Genomic DNA, 25839 nt, shown 5'->3' with positions numbered 1-25839 from the left:
ATCATGAGGCGCCTCTGGCGGCGCTGAACCGATCGAGGATGAACCATGCCGTCGCGTTTCGCTACGTTGGGCCGCATACCGCGCGGCGTGTGGGTATTGGGTGGCGTGAGCCTGCTGATGGACGTTTCCTCGGAAATGATCCATAGCCTGTTGCCGCTGTTTATGGCGACGACGCTCGGCGCCAGCGTGATTGTCATCGGTCTGATCGAAGGGCTGGCGGAGGCGACGGCGTTGATCGTCAAGGTGTTCTCCGGCGTGCTCAGCGATTACCTCGGCAAACGTAAAGGGCTGGCGCTGCTGGGCTACGGGTTGGGCGCCATCAGCAAACCGTTTTTCGCCATCGCGTCGTCGTCCGGCATGGTGATGAGCGCGCGCCTGCTGGATCGCGTGGGCAAAGGCATTCGCGGGGCGCCGCGTGATGCCCTGGTGGCCGACGTGACGCCGCCGGAAATTCGCGGCGCGGCTTTCGGGCTGCGCCAGTCGCTGGATACCGTCGGCGCCTTTTTAGGGCCGCTGCTGGCCGTCGGTCTGATGCTGCTGTGGCACAACGATTTTCGCGCCATCTTCTGGGTGGCGGCGATCCCGGCGGCGCTGGCGATTGCGCTGCTGTTTTTCGGCCTGAAAGAGCCGGCCGCCACGATAACCCACAAGCGCACCAACCCGATCACTCGCGCCAACCTGCGGCTGCTGGGGCGCAGCTATTGGTGGGTGGTGAGCATCGGCGCGATCTTCACGCTGGCGCGCTTCAGTGAAGCGTTCCTGGTGTTGAAGGCGCAGCAGGGCGGCACGCCGCTGGCGCTGATCCCGCTGGTGATGGTCGCCATGAATCTGGTCTACGCCTGCTCGGCCTATCCGTTCGGAAAACTGTCCGACCGCATGAGCCATGAAGGATTGCTGAAAGCCGGGTTGCTGGTACTGATCGCCGCCGACCTGGTATTGGCGCAGAGCGATCATTGGGGCGGGGTGCTTTTTGGCGTCGCGCTGTGGGGCGTGCACATGGGCATGACCCAGGGGTTATTGGCGGCGATGGTGGCGCATATCGCGCCGGCGCACCTGCGCGGCACCGCGTTCGGCATGTTCAATCTGATCAGCGGCGTGGCGCTGCTGCTGGCGAGTCTCGGGGCCGGAACCCTGTGGGAGCTGTTCGGTTCCGCCGCCACCTTCTACGCCGGGGCGCTCATCTGCGTGGTGACGCTTATCGGCATGAAGCTGGCGCCGTTCGGCGAACGGCGGCCGTGAAAGCGGCGGCGCTCAACGCCGCCGCGCGGTTTACGCCGGATGGGCGTCATTCTCGTTGCCGCCAATCGCCAGGTAATCCGTGTAGATTTGTGGCGCGCCGGAGAACGACGCCAGTGTTTTCCACTCGTCGTACATGCGTTCGGTGTCCTGATGCTCGGCCACGAACCTGAGCGCTTGCTCGGTTGAGACATCGAGCTCCGGATGGAACGCGTTGAGCGACGCCAGACTTTCAATGATCAGCATCACCGCGTATTGGTCCAGCCGGTTGCCGCTCTGGCCCTTCAGCAGGTGAAACTTCCAGCCCGGGTAGTCTTCCACGCGGTGGATGTTGTCGGTAATGAACCGTTCAAACCGCTCGGGTGAGACGCCCGCTTTAAGCGCCAGGTTATGAATGCCGATGACACGCTGAATGCTTTCCTTCCCTGGTTCGCTGCGGTAATTGGGGCCGGGCGGCAATGAACTGCGGCTATTCTCGGCCACCAGACGGTAACAGGTGTAAAGGGTCGGCAGTTCGGCGAAGGTCGCGAAGGTTTTCCACTCCTCAATCAGCGCGGCGGCCTCCGGACGCTGCCGCCAAAAGGCGTGCGCCTCGTCGGTCAGCTCGCCGTTGCCGTCGATATAGCGCGCGTAGGTGGCGGCGTCTTTAGCCTGATAAACCATCAGGTACTGATTTTCACGCTCGCCGCGCAGGCCGCGCAGCAGCGTCCATCGCCAGCCGGGATAGGCCGGGATGGCGACGCCTTTATGGCGAACGAACGCTTCGAAACGATCCGAGGCGACGCCCCGTTTCAGGTTGATTCCCACGTAGTGCAGGGAGAAAACCGGCGTGGTTGATGCATGCATTAAACGATCCTCGCAAGTTAAGTTAGTGAGATGTGTTCGTCACGGCTTTGGCGCTGATGCTGACCAGCAACAGGCACAGCAACGTGCAGCCGAAAGCCAGGGCCAGGCTGGTGTAATTGGCGATAAAACCGATCAGCGCCGGGCCGGTTAATAAGCCGAGATAGCCGACCAGCGTCACGGCCGGAAACGCCTGGCCAGGCGGCACCTGTTTTTGATTGCCGACGGCGTTGAACAGAATGGGAACGATGTTGGCGATGCCCAGGCCGGCGAGCATCAACCCGCCAAAGGCGGCCGATGCCAGAGGGACGGTGACGGTCAACAGCACGCCCGCCGCGGCGCACAGGCTGCCGAGCAGCAGAGTGCGAAAGCGCCCGACGGCGCCGATCAGCCTGTCGCCATACAGCCGCCCGCAGGCCACGGCGACGGCGTACAGCGTGAACCCGATCCCCGCCTGCGATTTGGCCACGCCGCGCTCGGCATGCAGGAATAATGCCGACCAGTCGAGCATCGCCCCCTCGGTCAGGAACACGAAGAAACAGAGCAGGGCGATAAACAGGATCTTGCCGTGGGCCAGCGCCCACCGCGCGCCGCCCCGTCGCCGCTCGCCGATGCCGCCGTGCGCCAGTAAATCGCCGGCGACGATCAGCAGTAGGATCGCGATGAGGAGGGCGATCAGGCCGATGGCCTGGACCGGGGCGAGACCCGCCAGCAGCAACAGACTGACGCCGCCGGCGCCGGCAATGCCGCCAAGGCTGTAGAAGCCATGAAAACCGGACATTTTCGCCTGGCCGCTCTCCCGCTCGACGATTATCGCCTGTGAGTTCATCGCCACATCCATGATGCCGTTGACGGCGCCAAATACCCCCAATGCCGCCCCCATCAACAGCGGAGCATCGAGTAACGCCAACAGCGGCAAGTCGATGCACAGCAAGGCGCCAGCGCCCAGCAACACGGCGCGGCACCCCAGTTTGGCGATCAGATACCCGGCGAAGGGCATGATCGCCATGGAGCCGGCGGCAAGGCAAAACAGCAGCAAACCGAGCGCGCCGTCATCGATGCCCAATCGCGCTTTCACGAAAGGGATCAACGGCGCCCAGGCGGCCATGCCCAACCCGGCGAGGAAGAAGATCGCTCGGGTGGCGATTTGCCGGCGATGATTCTCTGCGGCCTCGCCGGTTAGCCAAGGTAGCATCATGACGATCGGCTCTGCGCGACGGACAGATAATCGGTATAAATCTGCGGTGAACCGGAAAATGACGCCAGTTGCTTCCACTCTTCATACATTTGCTTGGTGTCGCGATGCGCTTTGGCGAAGGTTGCCGCTTCGGCGGTGGCGATATCGGGCTCCGGATAGAACACGTCCAGCGCCGCCAGGCTGACGATTTCCATCATCACCGCGTACTGATCGAGCCGATTGCCGCGCTCTCCCTTCAGCAAGTGAAACTTCCAGCCCGGATAATCCTCAATGCGATGGTGATTTTCGGCGATAAAGCGTTCGAATTGCGCCGGGGTCACGCCTTCGCGTAGCGCCAGATTGTGGATGCCGATAATGCGCGCCTCGGGCGGTTCGCCCGGCCGTTCCCGGTAGCGCGGGCCGGGCGGCACGTCGCTTTTTCTGTTCTCAGCCAGCAGGCGATAATCGCTGAACAGCGTCGGCAGCAGGCTGTAGGTGCCCAGTTTTCGCCACTCGGCGAGGATTTCCTGCGCGGCGGCATGCCGCCGCCAGAATTCGTGCGCGTGCGCCGTTCGCTGCCCGGTGGCGGTGACGTAACGATCGCGCTGCTCGGCGCTGTCAATCTCGTACAGCATCAGGTATTGCCCGACGCGTTCGCCGCGCAGGCCGCGCAGCAACGTCCAGCGCCAGCCGGGATAACAGGGGATATGCACGCCTTGTTCGCGCACGAAGGTTTCAAACTGTTGTGGCGTGACGCCGGCTTCGGTATCGATGCCGATGTAATAGAAGCTGAATACCGGTTTGGGATCGGGGACTGTCGTCGTCATCTTTCACTCCTGATTGGCGAATGCGGCGGAAAATTGGGTATTGATAATGGCTTCGACCAGCGTGACGCCGATGGGCGTGAGCGTCACGCACGGACCATCGACGGTGACCAGCGCTTTATCCACCAGGGTTTTCAACGTGCGGCGGATGACCGGGTTAGCAAACAGGCTGTTGCCGTCAAAGCGCCGTTTAAACACCCGATCGTCCACCGGCAGCAAGGTGGAGAGCGCCATTTTGAAGGCGTTCACTTCACGCTGGATCGGGGAGAAACCGCGGCTTTCCTCGATGGGCAGGCGGTCTTGGTTGAGCGCCTCCTTGTACTTCTTGTAACCGGTGATGTTGATGGCTTCGGATCGCGTCGATTTGGAGCTGCCGCCCAAACCGATCGCCACTTCCGGATACTGCTTGTCGAGATCGGTGATGAGCGCTTTCCACTTTTCCGGCTGTTGATCATTGCGGTGAAAGTACATGGTGGGGTGTTCGGTATAGCCGCCATTCAGGTAGTTCTCGACCAGCTCGCGCATTTGGTACTGTTTGCCCAGGCCAGGGAAGCGCAGGTTGTTGATGCTGATCAGCCCCTTTTTCTGCCACAGGCTTTCGCGCTCGCCCGAGACGCCGGTGCGATTTTTAATAAACTCATCCATGTGCAGCTTGGTGCAGACGACGTGCGACAGATTCAGCTCGAGGGTTTTTTCCATGTCGTATTTCACGTCGTCCACGCTTTGGCCCAGCATGCCGTAAATGAGGTCCACGCTGACCCAATCAATGCCGAGCGCGCGCGCATGATGAATGGTCTCCACGCACTCTTCGGCCGAGTGCATGCGCCCGCAGGCGGTGATGATGTCGTCATTGAAGGATTGGGTGCCGAAACTGATTTTGCTGAAGCCGAGCTCTTTCAGCAGTGCCAGATAGGCTTTGTTCAGGGTGCCGGGCTCCCCTTCGAAGCGCAGGGTGGCGTTGGTGAAGTTAAAGTGGCTGAAGTAGAAGGCCATCATGCGGCGCAGTTCCGGCTCCGGCAGCAAGGACGGCGTGCCGCCAAAGACGTTGAATTCGCCGATTTCCACTTCGGCCAGGCTGGGCACGCGCGCCAGCCACATTTGCGCTTCCTTGATGTTGAAATCGACCAAATCGCGGAATACCGCCTGAGAGGCGGGCGCCTTGGGATTGAGGATCACCGTGGGGTACTGACAAAAATGGCAGCGATAGCGGCAGGTCGGGATATAGGCCCAGAGGTGGATTTTGCCCGCCTGGCGAATGTCGGCCTCCATATCGGCAAAAAACGCGGCCAGCGGGTAGTCGACGAGATCGCCGGGGAACACGTGACAGCCGAACGGATCCTTATGGACGTACTCCAGAAAGGCCCGGTTTTCCGGTTGCGCCAGGAACGCGTTCACCCGCGGCGTGGGATAGTTTTCATCGATATCCAGCAATGAGTGCAAGGCTTCGTCGTTCATCAGAATACCCCTCCGTTGCCGAAATAGTTGTGGGCTTCGCCGGACTCGCGGTCTTCACAGAAGTAATAAACAAAGCGGGTGAAATCTTCGTCTTTGACCGTATCGAAGCAGGCCGGCAATGCGGGCGGGAAGCCGATATCGTCACCGACGGCGCGCCGCATGGCGGCAAACAACGCATCGCGAAATTCGAGGTAGAGCCGATAGGCGGGGGTTTTGTAGGCATGGATCGGTTTGAAATCGATGAGGCGCATCTCGTGTTTCAGCTCGTGAATGCGACGGTAGAGGCTGTCGGCCAGCGGGCCGGAGAAGAAATCGCGCACTTCGCTGTTTTCCAACAGCAGATACGGATTGAGCAGCACCGGCAGTAAGATATTTTTTGGCGTGAAGTCCTTGACCGAGTAGTCCCAGGCCAGTTTCGCCTCCGCCGATGTGGCGTCCGCCAGCGCGGTTTTCTGTCGCTCAACGTCCGGCCGAACGTCCTTCATGATAATGATGCCGTCCTTGCCGTAGGCGATGCCGTTGATCACCTCATCGAGAATGGTGTCCACCCGGCGGCTGTTGATCTCAACGTAAGCATGGCGAGCGTAAACCGGCTTGCCGCCGTAGGCGATGACCTTAATGCCGAAGTCCCAGTCGTCGGACAGGTGTTCGACAAAGCGGCCATGGTTGAGCTGGTAGAAGATTTCGATGCCGCCTACCGCGTCATACAGGCTGCGCTCCACCCCGAACCCTTTGCCGTCGGGGAAGCCGCCGAACAGGGAGAACGAAAATTCGCGCAGACGCAGCGTTTTTTGGATCTCGCGGAACAGGTTGGGGCGGTGCTCAAACTCTGCGGGAGGGTAGTAATAGTTGCAGGTGCCCAGGTCGCCTTGTTGCTCGATCATGGTATTCACCAGCTCGTAAAGCCAAAATGCATCCACGGTGCAATCGGCATCGGCGGAAACGATATAGTGCTTGCGTTTATTTCCCAGCCGGCTGTCGCGGGCTTTAGAACGCAGCGACGCATAGTCCATGCCGCGTTTTCTGGCCGAGGAGACACCCTGCACCGTTTCGGCGATAACATGAATGGCCATAGCCGGATGCCTTTCACTAAACGCGTTTATTTTAGCGACGGAATCATCGGTGGAGTTGTTATCAACGACAATCAGTTCGTAAGTGTCGTGGGTGATTAATTCATTCTTGGTGTGCTGATTGAACAGCGAAAGTAAAACCGCCTCAATACGGTCGCTTTCATTATAAACGGGCAGTACGACAGACACAAAAACAGTATCACGCATAGATCCTCCAAGGGCTAATGAAAGTCCACAGTTAGAAATGGCTTGTCTGAAAGTTAAATTTCACGTCATTCGATGATTAGCTGATATTTAAGAACTCCATGACGTTGTTGGATAAAATACGCTTGCCCAGCGCGTAATTCTTTTCCGCCACGCGCTTCATCTTCTCCTTGTTATTAATGAACCGGTAGACGTCCTGGATGAATTCGTCGTTCGGCGGCCCATCCTGTAACTCGGAGATCGGCATGACGGGCGCTTCAAACCCATGCCGGCCGTAGACTTCGTGATAATATTCGTAGCGAGTGGTGATATAGCAACGGCGGCAACTGATCGCTTCGCCGATAGGATTGCCATAGCTATCATAATCATACGAGGTGAGAAAAGAGACCAGGTCGCAAGAGTGATAGAGGTCCTCTATGCAAAACGCGTCGTTTTCCGAGCGCATATCGACATGAGGAAGCATGCCGACGAATTTGACATAGGGGAGAACATTCAGTTCCTGCGCCAATTTGGCGAGTTGCAGATAACATGACGGATTTTCATATTCATTGCCGGCGATCGCCAAATAGGCGCGTCGCGTGTTGTGGTCGCGGATAAATAAATCGTTAAGCCGGCTGATCAGTATAATATCGCGATCCAATCTTTTCTGAGGGATGATGCGGGTGGTTCTGGCAATGAGAAGATCATTATCGCGAATATTCATCTGCTTTCTGACATTCGTTCTTTCGTGACTGTCCGAGAAGTCATAGGTATTTTTCTTTACCTCGACATGGACATCATGATTGCACCAGGCCTCCAGCTTTTGCTTCAGATCGTGATTGAGCGTGACATAGGTAATGTATTTTGAAGGGATAGGTTTGATGGCGTGAGAATAAGGCGGCGGGCCGTATTTGAGCACCTTTTTTTCGCTGTTCCACATCAGGTCATGATCGCGCCAGATGACGAAACGCGTCAGTCGATAACGTCGGCCATAATCTTCGATCGCCAGATACAGCGCTTTGGTATAGATGATGTTTTCCGGCAGCGTGCCGTTTTCCACCACCACATGGCTGATTGCGAGCGCTTCCCATTGGGCGATGAGGCGATCCGCCAGCTGCCGCGCCGTCAACGCGATGGTATGCAACAAAGCGGCTTTTTCTTGCTCGTCAATGGGCGTTTTCTGGCCGATCAACGCCGCGTGCGCGTACTCGAGAAAGGCGGGGTGGTAATCTGGAATCGACGTGATGTCGTCCAGGCGGACCAGCGTAAAGACATCGCGGTAGATGTCATGCTCATGCTGATAGGGTTTATTAAAGTTTCCCTTATCAATCTTGATGTCGTATCCCAAATCAAGATAAGAGCGAAATCCACAGGCTTGCAGTCGTTTGGCAATCTTCATTGCTTCCACCGTGATCCCCGAGACCGAGACGGCATCGAACGAAATGAACATTGCATTCTTCTCTTGCCTTTCGTGCATCGCAGTACCTCCTGCTATTATTTGTAGTGCATTGATTTAAATTAACTATTTCTTAACAAGTCTCCGGTAACGTTCCCAATTGAGTGGAAAAAGAATCGTTTTGACGCTCTGGAATACACTCAAATCTGACAGAACGGAAGCTTAACCGTTCAAAAATGTAAAGATACGTTTATGCTTTGTGAGGGCTCTCACAAATATTCCGGTGCGGGAGGCGTGAAACAAGCAGAGGAAAAGAGGGGGGATCAAGCCCCCCGAATGTGGGGCATGCGATGCCGATTTAACGATTCGCCGTGCCGCCTTCGGCAGGCTGAAGTATCGCCTGCAGCAGCGTCGGCACCTGCTGGGATCCCACCGCCGGGCTGAACAAAAACCCCTGGCCGATATGGAAACCGGCTTCGCACAGCGTTTGGCGCTGCTGCTCGGTTTCCACGCCTTCGGCGATGATATCGATCGACAGCTTTTGACCGAGAATGCCGATGCTTTCCACGATCGCCAGGATCGCCGGTTCGGTGTTCATGCGTTGAATGAAGTCGCAGTCCAGCTTAATGCAGTCCAGCGGGTAGTCCATGATATGGCTGAACGAGGAGTGGCCAGTGCCGAAGTCGTCCAGCGCGATACGGATACCCATCTCTTTGAGCATGTGCAGCGCGCGCAGTACGTATTTCGAACCGTGCTTGTTGAACGCGTGTTCGGTCACTTCCAGTTCGATCAGGTGGTGGGGAATGTGGAACTTCAGCAGGCGTTGCAGGAAGGTTTCGGCGTAGTTGTCGCGTAAAAACTCGATCGGCGACACGTTCAGCGAAACGGGCCGCACTGCCACGCCGGCCGCGCGCCAGCGGGCGATATCGGCGAAGACTTTCAGCTGCATGGCTTCGCTGATTTTGGTCGCCAGTTCATAGTCGTTGAAGGCCTCGCTGACCGTCGCCGGCAGCTGTATGCCGTTTTGCGGGCAATGCCAGCGCAGCAGCGCTTCGAAGCCGACGATGCTGCCATCGGCGAGGCTGACCTTCGGCTGGTAGTTGGGACGAATGCAATTATCGCGTACGATCTGGCGCGCGTAGTTGAGCTGACTGGCGCGGGCGCGGGCTTTGTCCATCATCTTGCTGTCGAACATGTAGACGCCGCCGCGGCCGCCTTCTTTCAGTTCATACAGCGCGGTATCGGCGCACTTCATCAGCTCTGACGCATCGCGGGCATCTTTGGGATAGATGGCGCCACCGATGCTCATGCCGCAATGCAACGTCTTGCCGCCGTGGGTGATCGGCGTCTCCAGCTGCAGCAGAAACTTGTTGGCGATGCGGAAAATATCCTGCTCGTTTTCGACGTCGCTGATCACGACGGCGAACTCGTCGCCGCCGAGGCGAGAGACGAACGAATGGGTATTCATGCAGGCGCTGAGCCTTTTGCCCAGCACCCGCAGCAGATGATCGCCCGCCGCGTGGCCCAGCGTATCGTTCACCAGTTTGAAATGGTCAAGATCCAGCAGCATCAGCCCGAGCGACTTGTTGCCGTGCAGGGCGCGCTTCATCTCTTGCTTCAGCTTTTTCTTGAAGAGGCGCCGGTTGGGCAGGCCGGTCAGTTCGTCATACTCGCTGGCAAGCAGCAGGCGTTGCTCCATCACGCGCTGCGACGTCACATCCCGTGAGACGCACAAGATCTCGGCCACGACCCCGTGCTCATCGCTGACGGGAGAGAGGATGTTGTCCCAATGCTGTTTTTTGCCCTGCGGCGTCACGCTCAATCCCGCGAAGCGCGCATTCTTACCGGCTTTGACGCTGCGCAACGCTTTGCTGCCGCGGCGGCGAACTTCGGGCGACAACAGCCCCAGCCAGGGCATGCCAAACTCTTTTTGCGCCGGATCGAGGCCGAGCGCTAGGCTGCCGGAGCGGTTCATGTGGCGCAGCGTGCCGTCGCGATTGATCACTTTGATGCAGTCGACGCTGGCGTCCAGCATGTCTTGCTGGATAGAGAGCACCTGAACGTTTTGCTGGCGTTGCAGCATTTGCGGATGGATGTCGGTGGCGGTGAGGTACCAGCTGGGCTCCAGCGCCTTGCCGTCCTGGCGGGCGTTAAACGCCAGCATAAACCACCGGTAGGCGCCGCTGCGCTCGCGCAGACGGGCTTCGCCGGCGAACGAGGAGAGGGCAACGATGGCCTGGCGCCATTGCGCGGCCAGGCGTTCGCGATCGTCAGGGTGCAGGGCCTCGAGCCAGTCTGCGGCGCCGTGCTCACCGGCGATTGCGCCGGTATAGTCGCGCCACTGCTTGTTGAAGTAACCGCCAAGGCGGTTGCCGAAGCAGATCAGACCCGGCAAGTCGTCTACGATTTCGCTGTAGAGGTCGATCGGATTTTTGTTATTTTTCTGCTCGGGCAACAGGCTCATGCGGTATTTCCTCGGAAAATTACCCATATTCTTGCTCTATAGCAGAGCCTCTTTCAATATAGTCTTGCCAATGAAAATGGGAATAGCCAGCGGGCGCGGCTAAAAATCGGCCTGGTAGCATGAAATAGATTACGCAAGAACGCATTAGGAATACTCCTGTTATTTATAAGCCCCTCTTATATTGCATCGAAAAATAAGTGCTCCGACCAGGCGGTTTAATAATCGCAAAAAAGTAATCAAACCTGATGTTTCTTTTTGAGGAAATGTTCAGTCTTTCTGCTGCTCTTTCACTCGTCATACCGCCTCTCTTATGCATCATGACTGACAAAATCCGCATGCTGGGCGGTAAAAAGCGCCATGTTATGCCCGGCTCAGCGGTGGCCGATGCACTTGTCGCCGACGTTTGCGGTGAAAGTTATGATGCAAATCAAGAAATGTTTTGTTTCATCTGTTGACACTTTGCTTACGTATAAGATAGCCTCGCGAATGAAAATCATTAACAAAACTGGATGATTGAGCGGGATGCACTCACAGCCTGATTCTCGCGCTTCGGCCGGATGGCCGAGCCGTGCCGGTATAACGGCGCCGGGTTTATCGCCGGCAAACGTACATTCGCCACCTGTCTGCACTTCTGTGCCCTAAGCGTATGGCGTGGTGACATCTTCATGTCCGCACGCCCGAATTTTTATCACTCAGCCTGTTTTATGCGGCCCGCGTCGGGCAGGCATGCGTTATCTGTCGTTTCACGATCATAGGAGGTTTCAGCGCAGTTAAAACGTCAGTTTTCTTCTGGGTATAAATAAACATGGAGCGTAAAATGATACTTAATAAAAAATTGAAGTTAGCGTATTGCGTGTTTCTGGGTTGTTATGGCTTATCTCTTCATTCATCTCTTGCCGCTTATCGGGAACCAGGACAATTAGGTTCGCCCGACAGTTGGAAAACCGCAGAATTTAATCGCCAATGGGGGCTTGAGGCTATTTCTGCCGAGTTCGCTTATGCCAGAGGCTATACCGGAAAGGGCGTGACGATTGGCGTTATTGATGATGCCATTCTCTCTCATCCGGAATTCGCCGGTAAACTGACGCGGCTGGATAACGGCAGCTATAATTTCTCGTATGATAAACAAGATAATATGTCATTCGGTACGCATGGCACGCATGTCGCCGGTATTGCAGCCGCCAAAAGAGACGGCTCCGGTATGCATGGCGTCGCCTACGACGCGGACATTATCGGCGCCAAGTTGAACGACTTCGGCAATCGCAACGGCCGCGAAGAACTGATCCAGAGCCCAGCCCGGGTTATCAATAACAGCTGGGGGATCCCACCGGCGGTCAGAAAGGATGCCAATGGCAACACCATTTGGCTGCCGAACGGGCGGCCTGACTATGTGGCGTGGGTGAAAACCGACGTCATCAATGAAGTGATGCGCAATAAGTCCAACCTGGAATGGGGCAGCGAGCAACCCGTGCCCACCGGCGGGCACAGCGCCATGGCGACGCTGCTGCGCGCCGCCAAGCATGGCAAGCTGATCGTTTTCTCGGCAGGCAATTACAATAACTACAATATTCCTGAGGCGCAAAAGTCACTTCCCTATGCTTTCCCTGAGGTATTAAACAATTATCTGATCGTGACCAATCTGAGTAATAACGATAAGTTAAGCGTTTCCTCAACCAGCTGCGGACATACGGCCAGTTTTTGCGTGTCAGCGCCGGGCAGCAGTATTTACAGCAGCGTAGGGGAGCTGGTTTCCAATACCGGCGGGGCGGTGAACCGCGAAGCCTATAATAAGGGCGAGCTGACGGTTAAACCCGATTACGGAAATATGTCGGGCACCTCAATGGCGGCGCCGCACGTCACCGGATTTGCCGCCGTATTGATGCAGCGCTTCCCTTATATGAGCGCCGCTCAAATATCCGCGGTCATCAAAACCACCGCCACCGATTTAGGCGAGGCCGGCATTGATCATTTATTCGGCTGGGGCCGCGTCAATTTACGCGATGCGATCAACGGGCCGAAGATGTTTATCACCCAAGAGGATATTCCGCAGGAATTCTATGTGCCGGGTTCCTACAGTGAAAAACAGTTTGTGGTGAATATCCCCGGTCTTGGGAATATCGTCGAAGCCGGAACCCCGGTTGAGCGGCGTTGCACGTCGGGCGAATGCGACTTCGATTCGTGGAGCAATGACATCCGCGGCCACGGCGGGTTGACCAAAACGGGCGCCGGTACGCTGGCGCTGTTGGGCAATAATACTTACAGCGGTGACACCTGGGTGAAACAGGGCGTACTGGCGATCAACGGTTCGGTGGCGTCCAATGTCTATATCGAAAATAGCGGCACGCTGGCCGGCGACGGCACGGTGGGGCGTTCAGAGCGGTTCGGGGCGGCAGCGTGACGCCGGGAAATGGCATCGGTACGCTGCACGTGTTGCATGACGCCGTGTTTGATCGCGGCTCGCAGTATAACGTGGAGGTCGCAGACAATGGCCGCAGCGATAAAATCGAAGCGCGCCGCGCTTTCCTCTACGGCGGCAGTGTGAACGTCAGCCTGGAGCACAGCAAAAACCTGCTGTCGCAAAATGAGGCGCAAAGCCTGCTGGGCAACAAATACACCATCCTGACGACGACGGATGGCGTGACCGGCCGCTTCGAAAACGCCAATCCTTCGTATCCGTTTGTCAATGTGACGCTGGACTATCAGGGCAATGACGTCGGCCTTGGGATCACGCGCACCGCCGCCCGTTTTGACAGCCTGGCCAGCACCGAAAACGAGAAAGCGGTCGCCCGCGCGGTGGAAACGCTCAACGCCACGGAACCGGTCACGGAAACGGCCAAACGCAGCGTCGCGGCGCCTACCGCTGAAGCGCTAACCGCACTGCAGGGCGTTGAAGGCGAGGCGACAGCCGTTACCGAAGCGACGAGCCCCGTGGCCGGCCATCCGGTTTATGAAAGCTTCCTCGGCTTCACTTCGGCCAGAGAATTGCAACAGGCGACCCGTCAACTGTCCGGCCAGATCCACGCGGATATGGCTTCCGCTCAGATCAACGAAAGCCGTAATCTGCGCGATACCGCCACCGAGCGCTTGCGCCAGGCTGAAGGCCGCCGCACCGCTTCCGATATCAAAGCGGATGATAATGGCGCCTGGGCGAAATTGCTGGGCAACTGGGGGCATGCTTCCGGCAACGACAACGCTACCGGTTACCAGACATCCACCTATGGCGTGCTGTTGGGTCTGGACAGCGAACTGTTTGACGACGGCCGGCTGGGCGTGATGACCGGGTATACCCGCACGTCGCTGGATGGCGGCTATCAGTCAGATGCTCACAGCGACAACTACCATCTGGGGCTGTACGGCGACAAACGTTTCGGCGCGTTGGCGCTGCGAGCGGGCGGCACCTATACCTGGCATCGCATCGACACGTCGCGCTCGGTAAACTACGGCGCGCAGGCGGATCGCGAAAAGGCCCGCTATAACGCGCGCACCGGTCAGCTGTTTATCGAAAGCGGTTACGATTGGAGCAACGACGTGGTCAATCTTGAGCCGTTCGCCAACCTGGCGTACACCCACTATCGCAACGAGGGGATCAACGAGCAAGGCGGGGCGGCGGCGCTGCGCGGCGATAAGCAAAGTCAGTCCGCCACCGCTTCGACGCTGGGCCTGCGCGCCGATACGCAATGGCAGACCGACAGCGTGGCGATCGCGTTGCGCGGCGAGCTGGGTTGGCAACATCAGTACGGCAAGCTGGAGCGTAAAACACAGCTGATGTTCAAACGCAGCGATGCGGCGTTCGACGTGAACAGCGTCCCCGTTTCCCGTGACGGGGCGGTTCTGAAGGCGGGCGTCGATGTTTGGGTTAACAAAAACGCCGTGTTGTCCCTCGGTTACGGCGGGCAATTGTCGTCCAACCATCAGGACAACAGCGTCAATGCCGGTCTGACCTGGCGCTTCTGATAGCCGTTGATCCGTTTCACGCTACTCAGCCCCCATCGCAACGATGGGGGTTTTTTATTGGGCGCGCGGAAGCGACAGGCCGGGCGGCGGTGTCTTCACAGGATAAAGGCGCGTTAGAACAGGATGTTTCTAATTCTTTTGGTTAGAAAAATTGATGATAATCATCTGAAATGACTAAAAGGATTTAGGCCGAAACATGGAATTTCTCTTCATTTTATTATTTTTTACCTTATACATATCAATTTCCTATGAGTATCACCGGTGCCGGTGGCGCGTGCTGTATCGCCGTAAGAGAAATAGAAGAAAAGGGATGAAAATGAAACGGATGGTTAATATTCTGCTGTTCAGGCAATAAACCCAAAAAAAAGGAGACGTCATGCAACGTCTCCCTCTAAATGCCCATTGAGCGCGGTGCGCCGCTTTATTTAACCGGCGTTCCGGCGATTATTTATCCAGCGCGTAGGCGATGACGTAATCACCGCGATCCGGCGACTGACGTGCGCCGCCGGCGGAAATGACGACATACTGCTTACCGGTGGTCGGCGAGACGTAACTCATCGGCGTGCCGCCGCTGCCGACCGGCAAGCGCGCTTTCCACAGCTCTTGCCCGGTGGACGAATCAAAGGCGCGCAGATAATAATCCTGCGTACCGGCGATAAACACCAGGCCGCCTTGAGTCGCCAGCGTGCCGCCCAGCGTCGGCATGCCGACCGGCATCTGCGCGCGCATTTTGATGCCGAACGGCCCGGTATCCTGCACCGTTCCTACCGGAACCTGCCACACCACTTTGCGCGTCTGCAAATCGATGGCGGAGAGGGTGCCGAACGGCGGTTTTTGGCAAGGAATGCCCAGCGGCGACATGAAGCGATTCTTATTGACGGCATACGGCGTGCCTTTGAGCGGGACCGCGCCCATGCCGGTATTCACGGCTTCACCGCCGTTGCCGGCCGGCGCGCCTGCGTCGGCTTTCTGCGGGATCATCTGCACCCACAGACCCAGACGCATATCGTTGGCGAAAATATAACGGTTGTTCGGATCGGTAGAGAGACCGCCCCAGTTCATGCCGCCCAGCGAGCCGGGGAAGCTGAGGGAAACGTCGGTGTCCGGCGCGGTGAACAGGCCGTCATAACGCATCGATTTAAAGCTGATGCGGCACATCAATTGATCGAATGGCGTAGCGCCCCACATGTCGGACTCGCTGAGCTTCTGCGCGCCAATCTGCGGCATGCCGACGGAGAACGGCTGCGTGGCGGAATATTGCTCGCCCGGAATGGTGCGGGTCTTCACCGGCAGTTCCTTCACTTCGGTCAGCGGTTTGCCGGTATGGCGATCCAGCACGAAGATCTGCCCGCTTTTGGTGCCGATAACCAACGCAGGGCGGGTGGTGCCGTCCTGCATCGGGAAGTCGAGCAGGCTGGGCTGCATCGGCAGATCGAAGTCCCACAGATCGTTATGCACGGTCTGATAGACCCATTTCTCTTTGCCGGTGGTCGCGTCGAGCGCCAGCACCGAGGCGCCGTATCGGTGATCCAGCGCGTTGCGGTTGGCGCCCCACAGATCGACGGAGGAGCTGCCCATCGGCAGGAAGACCGTGTTCATCGCCGGATCGTACGACATCGGCGCCCAGGAGTTCGGGGTGCTGCGCACGAAGTGTTGATCCGGTTTCAGGGCAGCGTTCGGCTGCGGATTGCCCGGGTCAAACGCCCAGCGCATTTCGCCGGTGATCACGTTGAAGCCGCGCAGCACGCCGCCGGGCATATCGGTTTGCACGTTATCGGCAACGCGCCCGCCGACCACCACGGTGGTGCCGGCCAGCGTCGGCGCTGACGTCAGTTGATATTTAGGATCGGCGGCGTCGCCCAGACCGGCCTTCAGGTCCACCACGCCCTGGTTGCCGAAGTGTTGGCAGAATTCGCCGTTGTCGGCGTTAATCGCCATCAGGCGCGCGTCGATGGTGTTCATCAATATGCGTCGTTGGCAGCTGTCACCGGCCGCCAGCGCGACGGGCGCGGCGGGGGTTGAACCCGGCACGCTCGGCGCGGGCAACGGCTTGTTGACGTCGAAGTAGGCCAGGCCGCGACAGCGGTTCCATACCTGCGACTTGGCGTTGACTTCTCGCCGCCAAATTTCTTTGCCGCTGTCGGCGTCGACGGCGATCACATTGTTATGCGGCGTGCACAGGAAAATGCGGTTGCCGATCTGCAGCGGCGTTTGCTGATCTTCCGCGCCGTTGCCATCAGGGCTGATAGGGATGTCACCCGTATGGAACGTCCAGGCGACTTTCAGCTCCCGCACGTTATCGCGGGTGATCTGATCCAGCGCGACGAAACGGCTGCCGCCCGGCGTATTGCCGTAGTTATCCCAATCTTTCTGCTGTTGCGCTTTATCAACCGGGATCAGCGGCAGCGGCTGGCCGCTGAAGGCAACGGTGGGATGCGGCTGGAACATTTGGACAAAGGCGCCGACCATGCCGACCGCCAGCAAGGCGGAGAGCAGGTAAGCCGGCTTGGCCAACGGCGCTTTGCCTTCGCGCTTGCGCAGCGCCGGCCAGGTGAGGAAGGCCAGCAGCATCAGGCCGGTCGGCACCATCAGGCGGGAAATCAACGGCCAAAAATCAAAACCGGCGTCCAACGGCGCCCAAATGACGGTGCTGATGAACACCGCCAGGAACAGCCAAACCGCTGAGGACTTGCGGCGGAAAAACTGAATGGCCGACAGCAGGATGACGAGGCCGGCAATCAGGAAGTAGGCGCTGCCGCCCAGCGAGAGCAGTTTGCCGCCGGCGACGGTGAAGAACAGGCCGGTGGCGGCCAGGATGATGCCCAACAGGCAACACCACAGCGTAAGTTTTATGCCCGAACGTGCATTGGCATCTGACATTGAATAATCTCCAATAACATACTGATTCTTAAAGGTGAAAAGGTCGTTATTGGCGACTATTGTAACATTGATGGAGGTGCGCTTGTTAAGGATATGTAACTGCATTTATGAGGGAAAAGCCGACGTTATCGGCACAACCTCGGTTTGGCTTAGAGGAATATCCGTTTCTGCCAGTGTACGAGCTGCGCGGCAGGCAGAGAGGCAACCTGCGCCACCCGGTGGCGATTTTCCAGGGCGATTTCCCGGGCGCGTTGCAACGGCTCGGCGCTGAGGCGCTGCACGCTTTGCCGCAGCGCCTGTTGCGCCAGCGCCAGTTCGCCGGCGCCGAGGTGCGCCAGTTCATGGCGCATCTGCAGCAAGAATTCGTCGGTTAACTGCCGCAGCTGCGCAACGGCGAACGTCGGGGATTGCAGTGCAAACAGCAGGCCTTCGGCATCGGCGCTGCGATGAAAGGCGCATTGCACCACGTAACCCACGTTGCGCTCGACGCGCAACTGCTGGAAGTAACGCGGCGCGTAAAGCCGGGCCAGCACGCGCAGCGCCCAACGCCCTTCGGCTTCGTCGTTCGGCAGCGGGTAAAATTGCAGCAAGGCGTGTTCTGCGCCGCTTTCCGTCAGGGTGACGGGGTGGTGATGCAGAGGCGCCGGCCGCTGAGCCTCGTCGGTTATGGGAAAAGGAAAGTCATACAGCAAATGCGACAGCCGCCGTTTTAACTCGCCGTCGCCGCCGACCAGGGTGGCATGCCAGAGTGGGGCCGTTGCCGTTGATACGCTCAACGCCGCCGGCAATTGGGCTAACAGGCGGCGAATGGCGATATCGTTTTGCGCTTTGAGCTGCGCGTGGCGCAGGTTTCTCGCCGCCTCGTTGATGACGGCCGGCGGCAGCGCCGCCAGGGCTCGATTCACGACGTTCAGACCGTGGCAGATCAGCGCTGCGCTGCCCGCCAGCTGTAACAACCACACGCCCTGGTGGCGCTCGAAGCTTAAATGTCCCTCCCGATGGGCTAACTCGGCCGCTCCAGGGCGCAATGCCGCCTGCAAACCACAGGCCTGTTCTTCGCTGAGAGCGCCATGCGGCGATGGGCGCAGCAGCAGCACCGGCTGCGCTTCGTCGGGGTGCAGATGCCGCAGCGGCGCCTGGCCGGCCGGCAGGGGCGGGATCGGCAGCGCCGCCGAGGTGGAGAAAAAGCGGAAAGGATCTATTGTGGGCGTCGGCACGGTGCGGACGAAGGGCGCGAGCGCCAACGGCAGCCCTTGAATTTCACGCGTTTCACCGCCTCCCTCAGGCAGCATGGCCAGACGGCGATGCGGCGCGCTAATCAGCGCCGAAATATGCCGTGGCCAATCGTCGTTCGGCTCCACCGGCGGCAGCCCAAATGCTCTGGCGCGCAACTGATCGAGCGGCGCCAAACGGTGGAAATCGCGGTTTGCCAGTTGCCCGAAATGCGCAAGCTGAGCCGGTGTCAGCGCGATAAGCGCCTGCAACCAGGCCAGCAAGGCGCTTTCGATGTGGGCGGCTTCAGACGCCGAGCCGTGATTGACGGTAAAAATAAAACTCAGCAGGGCGCTGTTTTCAGCGCAGCGGGCGTAATCCAGCCTAACGGCGTCGGCCCACGCGTGAGCGCGCAGCCGTGCCAGCAGCCCGCCAGGGGCTTCGTCCAGCAATAAACGCTCCAGCCGCCGCAGCCAGCCGCGTGAACGGGAGTGCGGCAGGGCAAACACCAACCGCAGCTGCGGCGCGCCGGGGAGAGACAGCGTGTAATCTTGCCCGGCGGCCAGCGGCGGCAATGCCTCGGGCGGCTCGATGCTGCCCGGCGGCAAGGCGCCGCCGTAGCGCTGCGCCAGCGCATGCAACTGCTCGAGCGATTGCGGGCCTTGCAGCCACAGCGTGATGTTCGGCGCGCGGTAATAGTGGTGGTGAAACTGCCGCAGCACCCGCTGCAACGCGGGAATATCGCTGCCGAAAGCGGCGCGGCTGCCGATATGAAAGCGGTGCAACGCGTCAATGCCGCTGAACATCTGCCGCTGCGCCGCTTCGCAGCGGGTTTCAACGTCGGCGCGCAGCAGGCGATATTCGGCGTCGATGACCTCGATCTCCTGGGCGATTGCCTCAGCCGCCAGCTGTGGGACGGCGAGCATATCGATCAGCCTGGCCAACCCCTCCGCCAGCTGTTCGGCGCCCACCTCAAAGAAAAACGCGGTTTGCGTGGCCTGGGTCGTGGCGTTTAACCGGCCGCCGACCGCCGGCGTCCAGCCCATCAGCCCATCCTGCGCGCTAAAGTTCACGCTGCCGCGAAACAGCATATGCTCCAGCAGATGCGCCAGGCCCGGCCAGGCGGCAGGCGCCTGAAAGCTGCCCGCCTCGATGCGCACCAGCGCGGCGGCGGCCTCGGCGTCAGGGGTGCTAATCGCCCTGACGGCCAAACCGTTATCGAGCTGCCACGAGGCGGCGAGTGTCATCGTCAGCCCTTGAAGATCAATCGGGAGTTGGTCTGATTGCGAAAACGCAGCTGATCGATGCCGATCTGCGAGCGATTCGCCGCTTCACGCGCCGCCAGAATGGTGCCATGGTGCGGCGACTTGCCGCACACCGGATCGGCGTTGTCGGCGTCGCCGGTCAGCATGAACGCCTGGCAGCGGCAGCCGCCGTAGTCTTTCTCTTTCTCCGAACAGGAACGGCAGGGCTCAGGCATCCAGTCATAGCCGCGATAGCGGTTAAAGCCGAAGGAGTGATACCAGATATGCTGCAGATCGTGCTCCAGCACCGACGGAAAGGCGATCGGCAACTGGCGGGCGCTGTGACAGGGTAACGCCATGCCTTCCGGCGTCACGCTCATGAAAATAGCCCCCCAACCGCCCATGCAGCCTTTGGGGCGTTCCTCATAGTAATCCGGCGTGACGAACAGCAGGTTGGCCAGCTTGCCGTCGGCAGCCATGCGCTCGCGATAGCGTTTCACCACGGCTTCAGCATCGGCGATCTGTTCGCGGGTCGGCAGCAGGCCTTCACGGTTCAGGTGCGCCCAGCCGTAGAACTGGCAGGTCGCCAGCTCGACGTCGTCGGCATCCAGCTGGATCGCCAGTTCGATGATGCGGTCGATCTGGCCGATATTATGGCGATGCAAGACGAAGTTAAGCACCATCGGATAGCCGAGCGCCTTGACCGCCTTGGCCATCGCCAGCTTCTGCTGAAACGCCTTGGCGGAGCCCGCCAGCGCGGCGTTCAGCGTTTCGTCGCTGGCCTGAAAACTGATCTGAATATGATCCAGCCCGGCGTCGGCGAAGGTCTGCAGCTTTTTCTCGGTCAGGCCGATGCCGGAGGTGATCAGGTTGGTGTAAAACCCGAGATCGCGCGCGGCGGCGATCAGCTCGGGCAGGTCTTTACGCACCAACGGCTCGCCGCCGGAGAAACCGAGCTGTACGCTGCCCATCGCCCGCGCCTGGCGAAACACCGCGATCCATTGCTCGGTCGTCAGCTCTTTTTCCTGCGCGGCAAAGTCGAGCGGGTTGGAGCAATAGGGGCACTGCAGCGGGCAGCGATAGGTCAGCTCCGCCAGCAGCCAGAGCGGCGGATTTACCGCCGGCGCGCGTGGCTCAGTCACGGAAGGTCACCCATTTTTGTTCGTAGGCGCGCTGGAAAAACGCCAGCACGTCGTCCGCCAGCCCCTCGGCACCGGGGAAGCGGGCGTTCAGCTGCGCGATGATGCCGTTCAGCGTGGTGTTGCCGTCAACCAGCTGCAGGATGGCGGCGGCGCTGTCGTTCAGTTTGGCCATGCCTTCCGGGTAGAGGATCACGTGGCTGTTTTGCACCTGCTCCCATTGCAGGCGGTAGCCGCGGCGGAAGACGGGGGTGTGTTCAGGATTCAGTGTCATTACACCAGCCTCTGATTGTGCCAGACCCGCGCGGCGGTCACGCTGTGGTAAGGCGGGCGGTTCAGGGTATAGGCCATGCTCATGGCGTCCAGCATGCTCCACAAAATATCCAGCTTGAACTGCAGGATTTCCAGCATGCGCTGCTGTTTTTCAACGGTATCGCAATAGTCCAGCGCCAGCGCCAGCCCGTGCTCCACGTCGCGGTTAGCCTGGCCGAGGCGACTGCGGAAATAGCCGTAGCCGGCGGCGTCAATCCACGGGTAGTGCTGCGGCCAGCTGTCGAGGCGCGACTGGTGGATCTGCGGCGCAAACAATTCGGTCAGCGAGCTGCAGGCCGCTTCCTGCCAACAGGCGCGGCGCGCGAAGTTGACGTAGGCATCCACCGCGAAACGCACGCCGGGCAGCACCAGTTGCTCGGATAGCAGGGCGTCGCGCTGCAGCCCAACCGCCTCGCCGAGGCGCAGCCAGGCCTCGATGCCGCCTTCGCTGCCGCCGTAACCGTCGTGATCCAGAATGCGCTGCACCCATTTGCGACGGGTTTCCGGCTGCGGGCAGTTGGCCATGATCGCCGCATCCTTGATCGGAATGCTGGTCTGATAGTAGAAACGGTTGGCCACCCAGCCCTGGATCTGCTCACGGGTCGCTTCGCCGTTGTGCATCGCGATGTGATACGGGTGGTGGATATGATAATAAGCGCCTTTGGCGCGCAGCGCCGCTTCAAATGCCTGCGGAGTCAGGGGGAGTGGTTGCGTCATGGCGATTCCCTACAGTTCGATATTCATGCCGTCCCAGCTCACTTCGATGCCGGCGGCGCTCAGGCTCTGCCGTTCCGCGGAGTCTTCATTGAGGATCGGGTTGGTATTGTTAATGTGGATCAAGATCTTGCGTTTGGCGGGCAAGGTGCTGAGCAGGGCCGCCAGCCCGTGCTCTTCCGCCAGTGCCAGGTGCCCCATGTCTTTGCCGGTATTGCGCCCCACGCCGGCGTTGGCTAGCTCGTTGTCGCGCCAGAGCGTGCCGTCGATCAGCAGGCAATCCGCCCGGCGCAGCCAGGGCATCAAAGCCTCGTCCGGCTCACCCAGGCCCGGCGCGTACAGCAGACCGACCCCGCGCGCGGTATCTTCGATAAACAGCGCCACGTTGTGGCCCGGCAGCGGGCGATCGCGGTACGGCGAATAGGGCGGCGCGTTGCTGAGCAGCGGAATGGCGGTGAAGCGCACGTTTGGGCAGACCGCCGTGTGGAACGGTTCGCCGGGCGTCACAGGGTGATGGATTAACCCGCCGTTCCAGTGAGAGAGCATGGGAAACACAGGGAAACCGGTGCTGAGATCGTCGTGCACTTCGGGGGTGCACCAGACCTGATGCGGGCAGCCCTCACGCAAATTGAGCAAGCCCGCGCTGTGATCGATCTGGCTGTCGGTCAGCACGATCGCGCCGATGCCGGTGCCGCGCAGCACGTCGGGATTGTTCAATTCGGGCGAGGCCAGCAGCTGATGGCAAATGTCCGGGGAAACGTTGCACAGCACCCAGTTTTTACCGTCGTCGCTGACGGCGATGGAAGACTGCGTGCGGCGCGTGGCGTTGATGCTGTGGCTGCGAACGCCCCGGCAGTTGTCGCAGTTGCAATTCCACTGGGGAAAGCCGCCGCCCGCTGCCGAGCCGAGAACTTTTATCTGCATGTCTGAACCAGAAAAAGAAGGAAAGAAATGCCCGCGCGAAAGGCGGGCAGACAGGCGATTAACGGTTGGAAATGTACAGCGTCACTTCCAGCCCCAGACGCAGGTCAACAAACTCAGGTTTGGTCCAGGTAGTCATAGCGGTGCTCCTTTGCATGCATCGTGATAGTTCGAAGCCAATGAGAAAAATTCGCATTCGGCTGGCTCAATGTTGACGAAATGTGACGGAGATCGCAACCGTTAAAGCGTAACCGGGTTATTCACCCCAGGTGGCGGAGAGCACGTTCAGCCAGTTGCGCCAGGTCAGCTTCTCCAGCAGCCGGTCGTCAAACCCCGCCTGCTTGAGCGCTTGCGTCAGGCGCGGCAGGCCTGCGGCGTCCTCCAACGGTTGCGGTACGTTAACCCCGTCAAAATCAGAGCCAAATCCCACGCGATCTTCACCAAGTTTAGCGATCAAATACTCAACGTGTTTAACAATTTCTGTTAAGCCGGTCGTTGCACTGTCACGTTTTCCGTCAGCCCGCAGGAAGGCGGTGCCGAAATTGACGCCGACCATACCGTCGCTCTGGGCGATAGCGTCCAGCTGCGCGTCGGTCAGGTTGCGCGGCTGCGGGCAGAGGGCGTGGGCATTGGAATGGGTGGCGACCAGCGGTGCGGTGCTCAACGCGGCGGTTTGCCAGAAGGTTTTCTCGTTCATGTGCGAGACGTCAATCATGATGCGGCGCTGGTTGCAGGCGCGGATCAGCGCTTCACCGGCCGGCGTCAGGCCGGGGCCGGTATCGGGTGATCCGGGGAACGGCCCGCTGACGCCGGTGCCGAAGGCGTTCGGCAGATTCCAGAAGGGCCCGATGCTGCGCACGCCCAGCCGGTAGAAGGCCGCCAGCTGCGTCAGCTCCGCATCGATCATGCCGGCGCCTTCAATATGCAGCACCGCGGCGATTTGTCGGTTGAGACGACACTGTTCTATCTCGGTGGCGGTGCGACAGATGCGCAGTTGCCCCTGAGAAGCCTGCTCCAGCTGCTGCAGGATGGCGATTTGCCGTTCGGCGATCGCCAGCGGATCGAAGGTGGCCTGCGCCTCGTCCTGCGTTTGGTGGCGCATCTGGGCGATATAGCTGACCGGGGGAATAAATACCGCGAACAGCCCGCCGAAAAATCCGCCGCGCCGCATGCGGGCGAAATCGAGGTGGCCCGGCGTGACGCGGGAATAGAAGGCGGTGGCCGGATCGTCGTCATGCTGCAGCCACAGGTTGAGCAGCAGGTCGTTATGGCCGTCGAACACCGGCCAGAGAGGGGGAAGTGTCATGGGCGCTTCACTGAGTCAGGCATCGTGAACGCTATGTTCTCCCATCGCGCGAGGGGGAACAACCCTCGCTCAATGGGGATTTTAAAGCCGAATCGACAGCTCGACGTCATCCGCGAACGGCGTGGAGAGATAGCCCGACGCTGGAGCGCGAACCCGCGCCAGGTAATCCGGGCTGTCATCGGCGTTATCGGCGACGATCAGCGCGCCGGGCCGCAGACGGTTCTCAAGCAGGTCGAGTATATCGGGGTAAAGTCCCTTGGCGCCGTCGAGCAACAGCAGATCGACCGTGGCCGGCAGATCGTCGCGCAGCGTTTCCAGGGCGTCGCCGACGCGGATCTCCACCAGATCGACGACGCCGCCTTCAGTCAGGTTGTTGCGCGCCTGCACCGCTTTGCTCGGTTCAAACTCGCAGGTAATCAATCGGCCGCCGCCATTATCGCGCAGTGCGGCGGCCAGGTGCAGAGTAGAAATGCCGAACGACGTGCCGAATTCGACGATGTTTTGCGCCCGGCAACCGCGCGCCAACATATACAGCAATGCGCCGGTTGCCGGCGACACGGCCAGCGGGAAATCCTTCAGGCGGTGGTAGAGTTCGCGATACTCGGTTTTGCTCTGCATCAGCCGGCTTTGCTCTGCGTCCGGCACGTCGCGGAACAGGGCGGCAAGCGCCGGCGAGCGGCGGGATGCCTGTTGAAACAGGCGGCTTAGCAGCGGCGCTAAGGGGGCAGTGGTCAGGGTACTCATGGCTAATTTCCTGTCGTAAATGGAGCGCGTTAGCGCATGCCGCTATAATATGACGAACTATTCGTATTCCTCTATTCGCATTGGCCGTCCGCTATGACTGAACGCCGCAGTAAGCAAATTTCCTCGAGAAAACAACCACAACAGGCGCGATCTGCCGAACTGGTTTCCGCCATTCTGACCGCTGCTATTCAGGTTTTGGCGCAGGAGGGGGCGGCACGTTTCACTACCGCCAGAGTGGCTGAACGTGCCGGCGTCAGCGTCGGGTCGCTTTATCAGTATTTCCCCAACAAGGCGGCAATCCTGTTTCGTTTGCAGAGCGACGAATGGCGACAGACCACCGATATGCTGAGCCGTATTTTGGCCGACCGCGAGAAAACGCCGTACGAGCGCCTGCGGTTGCTGGCGCAGGCATTTATCCGTTCGGAATGTGAAGAAGCGCAGATGCGCGTAGCGTTGAATGATGCGGCGCCGCTTTACCGAGATGCGCCGGAGGCACAGGCGGTGAAGGCGACCGGCAAGGGTATCGTGCAGGTTTTCATGTGCGAAGCGTTGCCTGATGTGCCGCCGTTCACTCGTCGGTTGGCGGGCGATCTGATCGTCGGCACGTTGGGGGCGGCGGGCAAGCAATTCTCCGAAACGCCGCGAACCGATACCGAGATCGCGTCTTATGCCGATGCGATGGCGGACATGTTCTGCGCGTATTTAGCCGATTTAAACGGGCGTGTGGCGCGGTAAGGTTCTTTGTGACATTGTCACCCACTGCGC

21 protein-coding genes are annotated in these 25839 nt (G+C 59.5%); 5 read left to right on the top strand and 16 right to left on the bottom strand.

Annotated features, from left to right (window positions below; genetic code table 11):
• Window positions 1–45 precede the first annotated feature (45 nt).
• A complete protein-coding gene (locus ACUTQY_RS16060; protein WP_060660734.1) occupies window positions 46–1239 on the top strand; it encodes an MFS transporter in 1194 nt (397 codons plus the stop codon).
• Window positions 1240–1269: 30 nt separating this feature from the next.
• On the opposite strand, the gene ACUTQY_RS16055 is transcribed toward ACUTQY_RS16060, so the two are convergent.
• The 7 genes from ACUTQY_RS16055 to ACUTQY_RS16025 form a co-directional block, all read right to left on the bottom strand.
• Entirely contained in the window at window positions 1270–2082 is an 813-nt protein-coding gene (locus ACUTQY_RS16055; RefSeq protein ID WP_046687028.1) for a hypothetical protein, read from the bottom strand.
• A 22-nt stretch (window positions 2083–2104) separates the two neighbouring features.
• A complete protein-coding gene (locus ACUTQY_RS16050) occupies window positions 2105–3277 on the bottom strand; it encodes an MFS transporter (RefSeq protein ID WP_046687029.1) in 1173 nt (390 codons plus the stop codon).
• Window positions 3274–4083, bottom strand: a complete 810-nt coding sequence (locus tag ACUTQY_RS16045) for a hypothetical protein (RefSeq protein WP_046687030.1) — start codon at window positions 4081–4083, stop codon at window positions 3274–3276. Before ACUTQY_RS16045 ends, ACUTQY_RS16050 begins: the two co-directional genes overlap by 4 nt.
• A gap of 3 nt (window positions 4084–4086) precedes the next feature.
• Complete coding sequence (locus tag ACUTQY_RS16040; RefSeq protein WP_033643048.1) at window positions 4087–5535, bottom strand: radical SAM protein; 1449 nt, start codon at window positions 5533–5535, stop codon at window positions 4087–4089.
• Window positions 5535–6812, bottom strand: a complete 1278-nt coding sequence (locus ACUTQY_RS16035; RefSeq protein ID WP_069100351.1) for a glycosyltransferase family 2 protein — start codon at window positions 6810–6812, stop codon at window positions 5535–5537. Before ACUTQY_RS16035 ends, ACUTQY_RS16040 begins: the two co-directional genes overlap by 1 nt.
• 76 nt (window positions 6813–6888) lie before the next feature.
• The gene (locus ACUTQY_RS16030; protein WP_230328342.1) at window positions 6889–8238 is read right to left on the bottom strand and encodes a glycosyl transferase family 2; all 1350 of its coding nucleotides are present in this window, start codon (window positions 8236–8238) and stop codon (window positions 6889–6891) included.
• Between the two features lie 304 nt (window positions 8239–8542).
• A complete protein-coding gene (locus ACUTQY_RS16025; RefSeq protein WP_046687033.1) occupies window positions 8543–10648 on the bottom strand; it encodes a putative bifunctional diguanylate cyclase/phosphodiesterase in 2106 nt (701 codons plus the stop codon).
• A gap of 245 nt (window positions 10649–10893) precedes the next feature.
• Between ACUTQY_RS16025 and ACUTQY_RS16020 the strand changes: the two genes are divergently transcribed.
• The 3 genes from ACUTQY_RS16020 (at window position 10894) to ACUTQY_RS16010 (ending at window position 14602) form a co-directional block, all read left to right on the top strand.
• Window positions 10894–11103 carry a hypothetical protein gene (locus tag ACUTQY_RS16020; protein WP_046687034.1) on the top strand — a complete coding sequence of 70 codons (210 nt, stop codon included), beginning with the start codon at window positions 10894–10896 and terminating at the stop codon, window positions 11101–11103.
• Between the two features lie 362 nt (window positions 11104–11465).
• Window positions 11466–13046, top strand: a complete 1581-nt coding sequence (locus ACUTQY_RS16015; RefSeq protein WP_445583308.1) for a S8 family serine peptidase — start codon at window positions 11466–11468, stop codon at window positions 13044–13046.
• The gene (locus ACUTQY_RS16010) at window positions 13043–14602 is read left to right on the top strand and encodes an autotransporter outer membrane beta-barrel domain-containing protein (RefSeq protein ID WP_445583307.1); all 1560 of its coding nucleotides are present in this window, start codon (window positions 13043–13045) and stop codon (window positions 14600–14602) included. The genes ACUTQY_RS16015 and ACUTQY_RS16010 overlap by 4 nt, the downstream gene beginning before the upstream one ends.
• Before the next feature lie 444 nt (window positions 14603–15046).
• Here ACUTQY_RS16010 and ACUTQY_RS16005 read toward each other — a convergent pair whose 3' ends face one another.
• The 9 genes from ACUTQY_RS16005 to ACUTQY_RS15965 all read right to left on the bottom strand — a co-directional run bounded on the left by ACUTQY_RS16005 (window position 15047) and on the right by ACUTQY_RS15965 (window position 25074).
• Entirely contained in the window at window positions 15047–17482 is a 2436-nt protein-coding gene (locus ACUTQY_RS16005; protein ID WP_033643055.1) for a glucose/quinate/shikimate family membrane-bound PQQ-dependent dehydrogenase, read from the bottom strand.
• A 149-nt stretch (window positions 17483–17631) separates the two neighbouring features.
• Window positions 17632–19941 (bottom strand): pyrroloquinoline quinone biosynthesis protein PqqF, encoded by a 2310-nt coding sequence (pqqF, locus tag ACUTQY_RS16000; RefSeq protein WP_046687036.1) that lies wholly within the window; start codon window positions 19939–19941, stop codon window positions 17632–17634.
• 2 nt (window positions 19942–19943) lie between these two features.
• Window positions 19944–21080, bottom strand: coding sequence for a pyrroloquinoline quinone biosynthesis protein PqqE (gene pqqE / locus ACUTQY_RS15995; protein WP_033643058.1), 1137 nt, complete (start codon window positions 21078–21080; stop codon window positions 19944–19946).
• Window positions 21073–21351, bottom strand: a complete 279-nt coding sequence (gene pqqD, locus ACUTQY_RS15990) for a pyrroloquinoline quinone biosynthesis peptide chaperone PqqD (RefSeq protein ID WP_033643059.1) — start codon at window positions 21349–21351, stop codon at window positions 21073–21075. Before pqqD ends, pqqE begins: the two co-directional genes overlap by 8 nt.
• Complete coding sequence (gene pqqC, locus ACUTQY_RS15985; protein WP_033643060.1) at window positions 21351–22106, bottom strand: pyrroloquinoline-quinone synthase PqqC; 756 nt, start codon at window positions 22104–22106, stop codon at window positions 21351–21353. Before pqqC ends, pqqD begins: the two co-directional genes overlap by 1 nt.
• Window positions 22107–22115: 9 nt before the next feature.
• Window positions 22116–23027 (bottom strand): pyrroloquinoline quinone biosynthesis protein PqqB, encoded by a 912-nt coding sequence (gene pqqB / locus ACUTQY_RS15980; RefSeq protein WP_033643061.1) that lies wholly within the window; start codon window positions 23025–23027, stop codon window positions 22116–22118.
• A gap of 58 nt (window positions 23028–23085) precedes the next feature.
• Window positions 23086–23163 (bottom strand): pyrroloquinoline quinone precursor peptide PqqA, encoded by a 78-nt coding sequence (gene pqqA / locus ACUTQY_RS15975; RefSeq protein ID WP_004937827.1) that lies wholly within the window; start codon window positions 23161–23163, stop codon window positions 23086–23088.
• Between the two features lie 117 nt (window positions 23164–23280).
• A complete protein-coding gene (locus tag ACUTQY_RS15970) occupies window positions 23281–24330 on the bottom strand; it encodes a dipeptidase (protein WP_033643062.1) in 1050 nt (349 codons plus the stop codon).
• 81 nt (window positions 24331–24411) lie between these two features.
• Window positions 24412–25074: an O-methyltransferase gene (locus ACUTQY_RS15965; RefSeq protein WP_033643064.1), complete on the bottom strand. Its 663-nt coding sequence runs from the start codon at window positions 25072–25074 to the stop codon at window positions 24412–24414.
• Between the two features lie 93 nt (window positions 25075–25167).
• On the opposite strand from ACUTQY_RS15965, the gene ACUTQY_RS15960 reads away from it, so the two are divergent.
• Entirely contained in the window at window positions 25168–25809 is a 642-nt protein-coding gene (locus ACUTQY_RS15960) for a TetR family transcriptional regulator (protein WP_033643065.1), read from the top strand.
• Window positions 25810–25839: the final 30 nt, after the last annotated feature.

The organism is Serratia sp. TSA_130.1, assembly GCF_052691795.1.
Note: the sequence above shows the minus strand (reverse complement) of the source record. Positions and strands in the feature narration are given on the sequence as shown.